Below are 12,569 nucleotides of genomic sequence, written 5' to 3'. Positions count from 1 at the left end.
TGCGAACCCCACAAAAACCAGCACGTCCACGCACTTGCGCCTGTTTTTGTGGGGTAACTGGCAAAATAGGAAGGGAACCTATTTTCCAGTCAGGTTGATAAGTGCAACGCACTGATAAAGGAGGCTGGGTTGACGTCTGTCAAAGTGGTTAATCTGCTGCAGGGGCTTGCACCGGCGCGTAGTGAGGAAGTGTTCGAGAGTCTGGTGCAGCAGCCAGGCTTTCGGCTGGAGCGTATCCTGTCCTGGGGCCAGGTGACCCCGGAGGGTGAATGGTACGATCAGGCCGAGGATGAGTGGGTGCTGTTACTCTCAGGCGCAGCCAGGCTGCTTGTAGAGGGGCAGGAGGCGTTTGCGCTCCTGCCTGGCGACACAGTGCTGCTGCCGGCGCACTGTCGTCACCGTGTCATCTGGACCGATCCTGCGCACGTCACGGTCTGGCTGGCGCTGCATTATTCTCCAGAGGGCCAGGCTGCGGCGCTTGTACTGAAGCCGCGCTAGCGTGCTGGCTTTGTCGGCAGTAGGAGGGCACATGGAATCACGAATCGAGGTTGTTGAGGGCGATATTACCCGCCTTGGCGTCGATGTGCTGGTGAATGCCGCCAACGAATCGCTGCTGGGTGGCGGTGGTGTTGACGGTGCCATCCATCGCGCCGCAGGGCCCGGGTTACTGAGTCACTGTCGCACCCTGGGTGGCTGTCAAACGGGGCAGGCAAAGCTGACGCCGGGCTTTAATCTGTCCGCCGGCTGGATCGTGCATACGGTGGGGCCGGTGTGGCACGGCGGTAACCAGGGCGAGGCGCAGTTGCTGCAGAGCTGCTACCACACTGTGTTTGAGTGCGTGCAGGGGCTGGAGATCGAGTCTATCGCTTTCCCGGCCATTAGCTGTGGTGTCTATGGTTATCCAGCACAGCAGGCGGTGCAGATTGCGGTAGATACAGTGCGGACCCAGCTGGCAGTAGAGTGGCAGCAGGCACAGCCGTTGCGGGTGCTGTTCTGCTGTTTTGATGCGCCCATGGCAGTGTTTTATCGCCAGGCGCTGGGCATTAAAGAAACGACAGGCTGAGCGCGCTCTGTGGCATCGCGCAGAACGCCAGATACAGGACCGGGCACGCAAGGTGCCCGGTTGTCGGTGAAGCTCAGTATCCCTCAGTGGGATCAGGCCATGCTTTCGATTTCGATCAGGCGTGGCTTCATGGCTTCGGGTACTTCGTGTACCAGATCCACGTGTAGCAGGCCCTTGTCCATGCTGGCCTTGACGACCCGAACATGGTCGGCGAGCTGGAAGCGTCGCTCGAAGCTGCGTGCGGCAATGCCCTGGTACAGGTATTTGCGCTCGTCGGCCGTATCCTGCTGTTTCTGACCCACGATGATCAGTATCTCCTGCTCACTCTTGATGCTGAGCTCGGAGTTGTCGAACCCGGCAACCGCCATGGTGATGCGGTAGTGGTTCTCGTCCAGCAGTTCGATATTGTAGGGCGGATACGCCGGCTGGCTCTGTTCATTGCGGCTCGCATTATCCAGCAGAGAGGCGAGGCGATCAAAGCCGATGGCGGAACGGTACAGGGGGGACAGGTCAAAATCTCTCATGGTCATATCCTCGTTGAGCAATATGTTCAGGTACCCGCAGTCTGCGGGCTTGCAAAACGCGAACCTTCATCGAAGCGATCGCGTCTGTTTTCCTATATGAGGATGACCGGAAATATTTCAAGCGCCTCAAATGCAGAATTTTCAGAGATGCTTGCAGCCTGTCGGGCTTGGTCGATCGTCGTGAGGGAAAGTTCGCTTTGTTCAGCACACACTTAACACTACTGCGAACTACCTGACTCTTTCTCAATGAGAGGGGCTTGTTTTCGTACTGTTTCGCGCTGAATAGCAGGTTACAGCTCAGTTCAATGACATGGGTAACACTTTGCTGGAACCCCGTGTGTCTTGGAACTTGGATCTGCAGTGCTGGCGGGCACTTCGAGGGTGTTTGACAGTCTGTATTTCGCCTGTGGGCGACATACTTTCTTTGCTCGTGCAAAGAAAGTATGCAAAGAAAGCACGCCCCGATGAGGCCTTCTCGCTGCGCTCTGAGCCCATGCGGCGGGCTTCGCTGAAGGTACTTCCATGTACCTCGTCGAAGTCGCAACAGTCCCTGTTGCGCCCCTTCGGGCCAATTCGCCGCATGCGCCCAGTGCTCGCCGGCTTCATAAGGGGGAAACAAGAGCCGTGCTGCCACATTGGCAATGTACGCCGCTTTCGGTAGGTTGGAATGAGCTTGCGATTTCCGACAACCATCGCGTAGCGGTGGTGGCTTTGCCTAGAGTCTTCTCTCTACCTAAAGGCCGGGGCCGCAGTTTCAGCTATTGAACTGTTCCGGGTCGTTGGTGATGGTGACATCAACGCTGGGGCTGGGAATGCGGAAATCATGGATTCGCTCCCAGTCGCAGCCGGGTTGGCGTTCCCAGACGGTGCCGGCATTGAACGCCAGCTTTTCCTCGAGGCTGTCATCCATGCCGTAGAGCTTTTCCAGCGGTACGGGGGTCATGTTGACGACCTCGTCCTGCAGGTAGGCATCGTCTTCATAACCGCTGAACAGGCGCCAGCCGGTATCGTTAAGGTGCTCGGGCACGCTTTTGTACATAAAGCGCACGGGCAGCTTGTCCTCGAAAATCATGCGGGACACCAGCGCCAGAAAGCCGCTCTTGGTCTGGCCGGTTTCAGTGCTGCTGGCATCGTCAATGCGGGCGTTGCTGCTGTTGCTGCTGTTGTCGGGAGTAGTCGCGTCGCTCATGGGGGCCTCCGGTAAAAATGCTGGCGCATTATACAGCGAATGCGTACTTGAATGCAGGCAAGTGGCCGCCTGTTGCGACAACGCTGAGACTTTCAGGGACCGATTGCACCAGTCGGCTCCTGCCAGCCCGAATTTCCGGGGACAGTATACCTATTTATTGGGCCTACGGAGTCACCCATCTGGCGCAAGGCATGGGAGTCCCTGGCCGAAGTCGCTTGGCGGCCTTGATGCTGTTGATGCCGCAGAAATTTGTCGGTACCTTGATTTTTCCAATGGGTTACAGGCCCGAACTCAACATCACAGCCCCGCGAATATTAAAGAATGGCCAGCTCCCCCTTATGAGCAGAAAATTGCTCCTGCATTTTCTGGCTACCGGCCATCCATGGCCACATGCCGGCGAGCATTGAGGGCATTGTGCGATCAGGCCCGAAGGGGCGATACAGGGACTGTATCGACGCCGATTAGCACATGGACTGCGTTAGCGGCACCCGCACAATGGCTTTAGAGCGCAGCGAAAAGGCTTCATTGGGGCGTGCTTTCTTTTGCTTACTTTTATTTGCACGAGCAAAGAAAAGTGAGTCGCCGAGAGGCGCAACCGGGATTATCCGGCAACGGTAACACTTCAATAATTCGACCACTTTGAAAGAAGCTAGTGCTACTCCGCTGTTGGGTTACGCCCCTTCGGGTCTTCACCCAGCCTACAAATGCACCGGCGACCGCAGGCATCACACCGGTCCTGCACTGCGAACGTCCATATCCATTGCGTATATCAGTTTCAGAAGGTGCCAGCACCCGTTCATTGAGTCGGCCGATGCGGGCCAATGGCGCTTGCTGGCAGTGCTGTCGCCAGGCTTGCGGGCATAAAAAACCCTGCCGAAGCAGGGTTTTTATCAGCGATCAACCGGTCAGGTTAGTCGCTGGCTATGCTGATCAGGCTTCGACGGTCGCAATCACGCTGGATGCGGATTTGACGTACTTGTCCATCTCATGGAAGTTCAGGTAGCGGTAGATATCGCCAGACATGCTGTTGATACGCTGCGCGTACTCCATGTACTCATCAACGCTCGGCAGCTTGCCCATAACCGCGGCGATGGACGCCAGCTCAGCCGATGCCAGGTAGACATTGGCGCCGTTGCCCAGGCGGTTGGGGAAGTTGCGTGTCGAGGTGGATACCACCGTGGAGGCGTCTGCCACACGTGCCTGGTTACCCATGCACAGGGAGCAGCCCGGTGTTTCAATGCGGGCGCCGGCGCGGCCGAAGATGTTGTAGTAGCCTTCTTCGGTCAGCTGGGCGGCATCCATCTTGGTCGGCGGTGCAATCCACATGCGGGTCGGCAGGGTCTGGCCAGCGCTTTCGAGCAGTTTGCCGGCGGCGCGGAAGTGACCAATGTTGGTCATGCAGGAGCCAACGAAGACTTCGTCGATCTTCTGACCGGCCACTTCAGACAGCAGGCGGGCATCATCCGGATCGTTAGGCGCGCACAGGATGGGCTCCTTGATGTCGGCCAGATCGATTTCGATGATTTCTGCGTATTCGGCGTCGGCGTCGGCACGCATCTGGCTCGGGTTGGCGAGCCATTCTTCCATCGCCTTGATGCGGCGGGAGATGGTGCGCACGTCACCGTAGCCTTCGGATATCATCCACTTGAGCATGACGACGTTGGACTGCAGGTACTGGGCGACAGACTCATCCGACAGGGTGATGGTGCAACCGGCGGCGGAGCGTTCTGCAGAGGCGTCGGAGAGCTCGAACGCCTGCTCGACGGTCAGGTTTTCCAGACCTTCGATTTCCAGTACACGACCGGAGAAGGCGTTGATCTTGCCCGCCTTGGCCACGGTCAGCAGACCCTGCTTGATACCGTAGTAGGGGATGGCATGAACCAGATCGCGCAGGGTGATACCCGGCTGCATTTCACCTTTGAAGCGCACCAGAATGGATTCCGGCATGTCCAGCGGCATAACGCCGGTGGCAGCGGCAAAGGCCACCAGACCGGAGCCGGCCGGGAAGGAAATACCCATCGGGAAGCGGGTGTGGGAGTCACCACCGGTGCCGACGGTATCCGGCAGCAGCATGCGGTTCAGCCAGGAGTGGATAACACCGTCGCCCGGGCGCAGGGACACGCCGCCGCGGTTCATGATGAAGTCCGGCAGGGTGTGGTGGGTGTTCACGTCAACCGGCTTGGGGTAGGCCGAGGTGTGGCAGAACGACTGCATGGTCAGGTCGGCGGAGAAACCCAGGCATGCCAGGTCTTTCAGCTCGTCGCGGGTCATGGGGCCGGTGGTGTCCTGGGAGCCGACGGTGGTCATCTTCGGTTCGCAGTACATGCCAGGGCGCACGCCGTCGAGGTTGCAGGCCTTGCCAACCATCTTCTGCGCCAGGGTGTAACCCTTGTCGCTGTCGGCAGGCTGTTCCGGTGTGCGGAACAGGTCGGCCGGTGCCAGGCCCAGGGCCTTGCGGGCACGATCAGTCAGGCCGCGACCGATGATCAGCGGAATACGCCCGCCCGCGCGTACTTCATCCAGCAGGACCTGGGTCTTGAGGCCGAAACGGCACAGCTCTTCACCGGTTTCGTGGTTCTTGGCGACGCCTTCATAGGGGTAAACGTCGATGACATCGCCCATGTTCAGCTTGTCGACCGGCATTTCGATCGGCAGGGCGCCGGCATCTTCCATGGTGTTGTAGAAGATCGGGGCAATCTTGCTGCCGAAGCAGTAGCCACCGGCGCGCTTGTTCGGCACGTGGGGAATGTCGTCACCGAAGAACCAGAGTACGGAGTTGGTGGCGGACTTGCGCGAAGAGCCGGTACCGACCACATCGCCAACGTAGGCAACGGGGAAGCCCTTGGCCTTGACGTCTTCGATCTGGCTCAGCGGGCCGATTTCGCCGTGCTTGGCAGGCTCGATGCCGTCGCGGGTCATTTTCAGCATGGCGTTGGCATGCAGCGGAATGTCCGGGCGCGACCAGGCATCGGGGGCCGGTGACAGGTCGTCGGTGTTGGTTTCGCCGGTCACCTTGAAGACGGCGACGGTGATTTTTTCAGCGACTTCCGGCTTGCTGGTGAACCATTCGCCGTCAGCCCAGGACTGCAGTACCTGCTTGGCAAAGGCGTTGCCGGCTTCGGCTTTTTCCTGCACATCATGGAATGCATCAAACATCAGCAGGGTGTGGGACAGTGCCTTGGCGGCGGTAGCGCCCAGAGTTTCGTTGTCCAGGCAGGCAATCAGCGGCTGGATGTTGTAGCCACCGAGCATGGTGCCGAGCAGTTCTGTCGCCTTGACCGCGTCAATCAGCGGAGAAGAGGCTTCTCCGGTGGTGATGGCTGCCAGGAAGCCTGCTTTGACATAAGCGGCCTGGTCAACACCTGCGGGAACACGGTCGCTGAGCAGGGCCAGCAGGGTTTCTTCTTCACCGGCGGGCGGGTTTTTAAGCAGTTCAATCAGGGCTGCGGTCTGTTCCGGATCCAGGGGCTTCGGCGGGATGCCTTCCTGGGCGCGTTCTTCTACATGTTTGCGATATGCTTCAAGCACGATATAGCCCTCATCAGTTGTCGCTTCTGCCAAGACCTTCAATTAGTACAGACGGTTAATGCGGCCTTGGCGGTGTGTCGACTCGCTATCAATTGTTCATTGGCGGGCGTTATTTTAGCGCAATGCGCATCTCAAGTTAAGATGTGTCGACAATCTGCTGCCTGCGACCAAGGCCGTACAAGCACGCCTAATATTGGTTAAATATGTTATATATCATGTGTTTATAGATACATATTAACAGCTTATGTTAAACATTTAGCCTGCTTATAGTGGGTCTCGCCTGAGATCATATCAATGACTTAGCGCTGACTGTGCTGAGCGTTCACTGCACCGGCGCAGTCGATCTGACGGCTTTCAGGGGCGGCTCGGCGGCTGTGATGGGGGCTGAGGTGAGTGCAAGGTGGCTCAAAGGGGGGCTGATTGTGCCCCGCAGTGCCCACATCGATGTGTGGGCAGCTCCGGGCCTGTGCACGGCCGTTACAGGACCTTATCCAGTGCCTGCTCCAGGCTGGCAACGGTACCTTCCGGGTTGTGCAGTTTGTCCAGGCCAAAGAGGCCGAGGCGGAAGGTCTGGAAGTCTTCGGGCTCATCACACATCAGCGGCACGCCGGCAGCGATCTGCAGGCCCTCTGCAAGGAATTTGCTGCCAGTCTGAATACCCTTGTCCCGGGTATAGCTGACGACGACGCCGGGCGCCTGGAAGCCCGGTGCGGCGACGCTGGGAAAGCCCTTGCGTTCCAGCAGGGCGCGCACCCGCAGACCCAGTTCGATCTGTTCCTCGCGCACATCGGCAAAGCCGTAGTCGCGGGTTTCCTGCATGACGTCCCGCAGGCGGGTCAGGGCGTCTGTCGGCATGGTGGCGTGGTAGGCATGGGCGCCGCTTTCGTAGGCTTCCATTATCTGCAGCCATTTGCGCAGGTCGCAGGCGAAACTGGTGCTGCTGGTATTGTCGATATGGCCGCGAGCGGCCTCGCTCAGCATCACCATGGCGCAGCAGGGCGAGCCGCTCCAGCCTTTTTGCGGCGCGCTGATCAGTACATCCACGCCGGTGGCCTGCATGTCGAGCCAGAGGGTGCCGGAGGCGATGCAGTCGATCACCAGCAGGCCGCCGATCTCGTGCACGGCATCGGCCAGGGCGCGGATATAGTCATTGGGCAGGAGCATGCCGGAGGAGGTTTCGACGTGGGGCGCAAACACCATGGACGGTTTCTCGGCCTGAATGGCCGCGACGACTTCATCTATGGGTGCTGGTGCAAAGGGTGATTCTGGCGCGCTATCCGTGCGTCTAGCCTTGAACACCAGCGACTCCGAGGGGATGTCACCCATCTCGAAAATCTGTGTCCAGCGATAGCTGAACCAGCCATTACGCACCACCAGACACTTCTGGCCAGTGGCGAACTGGCGTGCCACCGCTTCCATGCCAAAGGTGCCACTGCCCGGAACAATAATCGCCGACTGGGCGTTATAGACTTCTTTCAGGGTGCTGGATATGTCCTTCATAACGTCCTGGAAGGAGCGCGACATATGGTTCAGTGATCGGTCGGTGTAGACCACCGAGTATTCGAGCAATCCATCTGGATCAACATCGGGCAAAAGTCCGGGCATGCTTTTCTCCTTAAAAGTAACTGCGTTCACAGGCTCGGCTGTGTGGCTTGCTGTGTGACTGTAATGCAAAGCGCTGCAGGCGGCGCTTGCTTGAATCAGGTGTAGGCGCCTGCCGGCTGTTTGTGTCTGGCGCAGGCAACTCGCTGGCGCTGACTCAAGCAGCCTAGCAGATACTCAGGTGCGAGGTTTAGTACCAGTTTTGCCCGAATGTGCGGGCGGTTGGTTGTATGCATGTGGTTTTCCATCTTTTCCCAGACACTGTTTCTTGACATTAAACCAACCGGTATGTTTAGATTCCTTCGCATACCGATCGGTATGCGGCGAGTCGGATTCACCGTACCCGCAGCGCCGTTGCAATGTCAGTTACGCTGAGCGTCAGACCCGCAGGATTGCGTAACTGGCCAAACCTTGGATAGGGCTTACCATGAATTTGTCGAAATTCTTTATCGACCGACCGGTGTTTGCCGGCGTGCTGTCGGTGCTGATTTTTCTTGCGGGCCTGCTGGCCATGTTTCAGCTGCCGGTCTCCGAATACCCGGAGGTTACGCCGCCGTCGATCGTGGTGAGTGCCAGTTTCCCCGGCGCCAACCCCAAGGTGATCGCCGAAACCGTGGCCACGCCGCTGGAGGAGCAGATCAACGGCGTGGAGAACATGCTGTATCTGTATTCCCAGTCCACTACGGACGGGCGCATGACCCTGACGGTGACCTTTGAGATAGGTACGGATCCGGATCTGGCGCAGCAGCTGGTGCAGAACCGTGTTTCCCAGGCGCTGCCGCGCCTGCCCGAGGTGACGCGCCAGCTCGGCGTGACAACCATCAAGAGCAACCCTGATCTCACCATGGTGGTGCATCTGACCTCGCCGAATGACCGCTACGACATGCTGTACCTGCGCAACTATGCGGTGCTGAACGTCAAGGATGAGCTGGCGCGCATTAAAGGTGTGGGGCAGGTGCGGTTGTTTGGTTCCGGTGACTACGCCATGCGATTGTGGCTGAATCCCGAAAAGATCGCCGAGCGCAATCTTACAGCGGCGGATGTGATCAATGCCGTGCGCGAGCAAAACGTGCAGGTGGCCGCCGGCATGATCGGTGGTGCGCCCTATGCCGATGTCGCCCAGCTGCAGTTGCCGGTGAATGCCAAAGGCCGGCTCGAAAGCCCTGAAGCCTTTAACGACATTATCATTCGTACCAGCAAGCAGGGGCAGGTTACACGGCTGCGCGATGTCGCCAGTGTCGAGCTCGGTGCTTCCGAGTATGCGCTGCGCTCGCTGCTGAACAACAAGGACGCGGTGGCGATTCCTATCTTTGCCGCCCCCGGCGCCAATGCACTGAACATTTCCCGTGATGTGCGGGCCACCATGGCCGAGCTGAAGAAAAACTTCCCCGATGGCGTCGATTTCGATGTGGTGTACGACCCCACGGTCTTTGTGCAGGGCTCGATCAATGCGGTCATCAAGACCCTGCTTGAAGCCATTGCGCTGGTGGTACTGGTGGTGGTGGTGTTTCTGCAGTCCTGGCGTGCGTCGGTCATTCCGTTGCTGGCGGTGCCGGTGTCTATCGTCGGTACCTTTGCGCTGATGTACCTGTTCGGCTTTTCCATCAACGTGCTGACACTGTTCGGGCTTATTCTGGCCATCGGCATAGTCGTGGACGATGCCATCATCGTGGTCGAGAACGTTGAACGCAACATATCCGATGGCCTGGCGCCGCGGGATGCCACCCTCAAGGCCATGCGTGAGGTTACAGGCCCGATCGTGGCGACCACGCTGGTGCTGCTTGCCGTGTTCGTGCCCATTGCCATGATCAGTGGTCTGACCGGCCAGTTCTACCGTCAGTTCGCCCTGACCATCGCGATCTCAACGGTGATCTCGGCCCTCAACTCCCTGACCCTGAGCCCTGCGCTGGCACGGCTGCTGCTCAAACCTGCCGCCGAGGACAATGACTGGCTGACGCGGCTGATGAACCGTCTGTTCGGGGGCTTTTTCCGCCTGTTCAACCGTTTTTTCCGCCGTTCTTCCGAAGGCTATGCCAAGAGTGTCGGTGGGGTCGTGCGACGCAAGGGGCTGGGCATGTTCGCCTATGTTCTGTTGCTGGGCGCCACCTATGGTCTGTTCCAGGCCGTGCCGGCGGGCTTCGTGCCGACCCAGGACAAGCAGTATCTGGTCAGTTTTACCCAGTTGCCGGACGGCGCAACCCTGGACCGTACCGAAGACGTGATTCGCGAGATGAGCGATATTGCCCTCAAAACACCGGGTGTCACCGGTGCCGTGGCCTTCCCGGGCCTGTCGATCAATGGTTTCACCAACAGTCCGAGCGCCGGTATCGTCTTCGTTACGCTGGATGATTTTGACAAGCGCACCGATCCTTCATTGTCGGCGTTTGCTGTCAGTCAGCAGTTGCAGCAACAGTACAACGGTATCGAAGAGGGCTTTATCGCCATCTTCCCGCCGCCGCCGGTGCCGGGGCTGGGAACTATCGGTGGCTTCAAACTGCAGATAGAAGACCGTACCAACCAGGGCTACGAGGCGCTGCAAAAGGTGCTGGATGAGGTACAGGCCAAAGCGCGTTCAGCGCCGGAGCTGGCCGGTGTCTTTTCAAGCTACAAGATCAATGTGCCGCAGCTGTATGCAGATCTGGATCGTACCCGCGCCAAGCAACTGGGCCTGAATATCAGTGAAGTCTTCGACAGCATGCAGACCTATCTTGGGTCTATCTATGTGAATGATTTCAATCAGTTCGGGCGTACTTATCAGGTGATCGCTCAGGCCGACAAGGCGTTCCGGGATTCACCCGATGACATCCTGCGTCTCAAGGTGCGCAACAATGAGGGCGAGATGGTTCCCCTGGGAGCGGTGATCCGCATCAGCGAAACATTCGGTCCGGAAGCGGCCCAGCGCCATAACGCCTTTCGGGCGGCGGACCTGAACGGCAGTGCGGCGCCGGGGTATTCATCCGGTCAGGCCCAGGCGGCGATTACCCGCATTCTGAACGAAACCCTGCCGCCTGGCATGCAGTTCGAGTGGACGGAGCTGACCTATCAGCAGATCCTGGCGGGCGACACTACGACCCTGGTGATACCTCTGGTCATACTTCTGGTGTTCCTGGTGCTGGCGGCGCAGTACGAAAGCCTGCTGCTGCCGCTGTCAATCGTGCTCATCATTCCCATGAGCATGCTGTCGGCGCTGGTGGGCGTGTGGCTCAGTGATGGCGATAACAACATCTTCACGCAGATCAGTCTGTTCGTGCTGATGGGGCTGGCGACCAAGAACGCAATACTGATTGTCGAGTTTGCCCGCGAACTGGAACACCAGGGACGCAGCGTTGTTGAGGCGGCCATTGAGGCCAGCCGGTTGCGCCTGCGGCCGATTCTGATGACGTCCTTCGCCTTTATCATGGGTGTGCTACCCATGGCGGTGTCCACAGGCGCGGGGGCCGAGATGCGCAACGCCATGGGGATCGCGGTCTTTGCCGGCATGCTGGGGGTCACCCTGTTTGGCCTGATTCTCACGCCGGTGTTCTACGTGCTGCTGCGTAATCTGCGGCTAGGCCGCAAGGCTGGTGTCATTATCCGGCAGGACGCCTGATTTCGCCGGCCGGCAGCGGCTTACGCTGCCGGCCTAAAACCCTGCATGGCTTGTGGACATACCGATTGGTTTGTTATAATACAGAGTCATAATAAGGAGTCGGGAGGCACGTATTGTTATGCGCAAGCAAACAGATACCCGCGAAAAGCTGCTTTGTACCGCGATGAGCCTTATCTGGCAAAGTAACTACACCAGTGTGGGTGTGAACGAAATTTGCAAGCAGGCCGGGGTCACCAAGGGCAGTTTCTATCATTACTTCGAGACCAAGGCGGATCTGTACTATGCCGCAGTGCTGCATGCCTGGGAGAATACCAAGCAGGAGCTCGAGGCGCTTTTCACCTCAGGCCTGACGCCGCTTGAACAGCTCGAAACACTTATTGACATGATTCTCGGCCACGCCCAGGTGAAGGAGGGCGACTGTAATGCGGCCTCGAACCAGAAAGTTGTGGGTTGTCCTGTCTTTACGTCCGGTGGCCAGTGCGGTTGCGATGAAGACAAGGTGCGCCTGGTGGCCCAGGAGATGACGGAACACAAGATTGCCTATGACATCCGCCTGATTCAGGGCCTCAAGGACGCCGGGTTGCTCAATGGCGATCCGGATGTAACGCAGCTGGCCCGCCTGGTGTACCAGTATGTGCAGGGGCTGCTGATCTATGGCCGCATCTACAACGACATAGAGAGGATCAAGGCAGATCTGCGCAATGGCATTTATCGCCTTATCGACCTCAAGCAGGAATGCCGCAATGCAGCGGTACCTGTACGTACTGAGGTTGCCTGATCTGGCACCCTGTCTATCAAGGTCTCATTCTGAGGCCTTTTAATTTGGCCTGCCTGGTTTAGCAGTGGGGCTGTTGGTAGCTGTGTGCTTGAGTGCAGCTTTCCCCATTCAGCGGCTATTGCAAGAGCCCTGATTTTCAGAGCATTCTGCTCTTCAAAAAACCTCAATCATTTAAAAAATAGCGTGCAAAAGGGCTCACGAAGAGCCCATTTTCACGTCAGCTATAAATGCTCCGGATTAGCGTGCCGGAGCCACTTCAGCTATCCCGGCGTCATCGACCCAGTCGACATCCGTGA

General features: G+C 58.3%; 8 protein-coding genes. 4 read left to right on the top strand and 4 right to left on the bottom strand.

All coding sequences use genetic code 11. The features are described 5' to 3' along the window. Positions 1-129: 129 nt before the first annotated feature. A complete protein-coding gene (locus MRS74_RS23010; protein ID WP_254582628.1) occupies positions 130-498 on the top strand; it encodes a cupin domain-containing protein in 369 nt (122 codons plus the stop codon). Between the two features lie 31 nt (positions 499-529). After that, positions 530-1,063 (top strand): O-acetyl-ADP-ribose deacetylase, encoded by a 534-nt coding sequence (locus tag MRS74_RS23005; RefSeq protein ID WP_254582627.1) that lies wholly within the window; start codon positions 530-532, stop codon positions 1,061-1,063. 92 nt (positions 1,064-1,155) lie between these two features. Here MRS74_RS23005 and MRS74_RS23000 read toward each other — a convergent pair whose 3' ends face one another. The 4 genes from MRS74_RS23000 to MRS74_RS22985 form a co-directional block, all read right to left on the bottom strand. Further along, positions 1,156-1,587, bottom strand: a complete 432-nt coding sequence (locus MRS74_RS23000) for an Hsp20 family protein (RefSeq protein ID WP_254582626.1) — start codon at positions 1,585-1,587, stop codon at positions 1,156-1,158. A 754-nt stretch (positions 1,588-2,341) separates the two neighbouring features. Beyond that, positions 2,342-2,776, bottom strand: a complete 435-nt coding sequence (locus tag MRS74_RS22995; RefSeq protein ID WP_254582625.1) for an immunity protein Imm33 domain-containing protein — start codon at positions 2,774-2,776, stop codon at positions 2,342-2,344. Between the two features lie 930 nt (positions 2,777-3,706). Continuing rightward, complete coding sequence (gene acnB / locus MRS74_RS22990; RefSeq protein ID WP_254582624.1) at positions 3,707-6,304, bottom strand: bifunctional aconitate hydratase 2/2-methylisocitrate dehydratase; 2,598 nt, start codon at positions 6,302-6,304, stop codon at positions 3,707-3,709. Positions 6,305-6,781: 477 nt separating this feature from the next. After that, positions 6,782-7,909, bottom strand: a complete 1,128-nt coding sequence (locus MRS74_RS22985) for an aminotransferase class V-fold PLP-dependent enzyme (protein ID WP_254582623.1) — start codon at positions 7,907-7,909, stop codon at positions 6,782-6,784. Between the two features lie 424 nt (positions 7,910-8,333). Here MRS74_RS22985 and MRS74_RS22980 point away from each other — a divergent pair, with 424 nt between their 5' ends. Together MRS74_RS22980 and MRS74_RS22975 are read left to right on the top strand one after the other, a co-directional pair. Further along, on the top strand, positions 8,334-11,495 hold the full coding sequence (locus MRS74_RS22980) for an efflux RND transporter permease subunit (RefSeq protein ID WP_254582622.1): 3,162 nt from the start codon (positions 8,334-8,336) through the stop codon (positions 11,493-11,495). A 118-nt stretch (positions 11,496-11,613) separates the two neighbouring features. Further along, positions 11,614-12,273, top strand: coding sequence for a TetR/AcrR family transcriptional regulator (locus MRS74_RS22975; protein ID WP_254582621.1), 660 nt, complete (start codon positions 11,614-11,616; stop codon positions 12,271-12,273). Positions 12,274-12,569 lie beyond the last annotated feature (296 nt).

The sequence above is a fragment of the Marinobacterium sedimentorum genome (genome assembly GCF_024267675.1).
Classification (GTDB): domain Bacteria; phylum Pseudomonadota; class Gammaproteobacteria; order Pseudomonadales; family Balneatricaceae; genus Marinobacterium_A; species Marinobacterium_A sedimentorum.
The sequence above is the reverse complement of the archived record's forward strand: the minus strand, read 5'-3'. Positions and strand labels throughout refer to the sequence as shown.

Excerpts from the sequence above, each read along its gene's own strand:
- MRS74_RS22995 (WP_254582625.1), bottom strand. The coding sequence starts at position 2,776 with ATGAGCGACGCGACTACTCCCGACAACAGCAGCAACAGCAGCAACGCC.
- MRS74_RS22980 (WP_254582622.1), top strand. The coding sequence starts at position 8,334 with ATGAATTTGTCGAAATTCTTTATCGACCGACCGGTGTTTGCCGGCGTG.
- MRS74_RS23005 (WP_254582627.1), top strand. The coding sequence starts at position 530 with ATGGAATCACGAATCGAGGTTGTTGAGGGCGATATTACCCGCCTTGGC.
- MRS74_RS23000 (WP_254582626.1), bottom strand. The coding sequence starts at position 1,587 with ATGAGAGATTTTGACCTGTCCCCCCTGTACCGTTCCGCCATCGGCTTT.
- MRS74_RS22985 (WP_254582623.1), bottom strand. The coding sequence starts at position 7,909 with ATGCCCGGACTTTTGCCCGATGTTGATCCAGATGGATTGCTCGAATAC.
- MRS74_RS22975 (WP_254582621.1), top strand. The coding sequence starts at position 11,614 with ATGCGCAAGCAAACAGATACCCGCGAAAAGCTGCTTTGTACCGCGATG.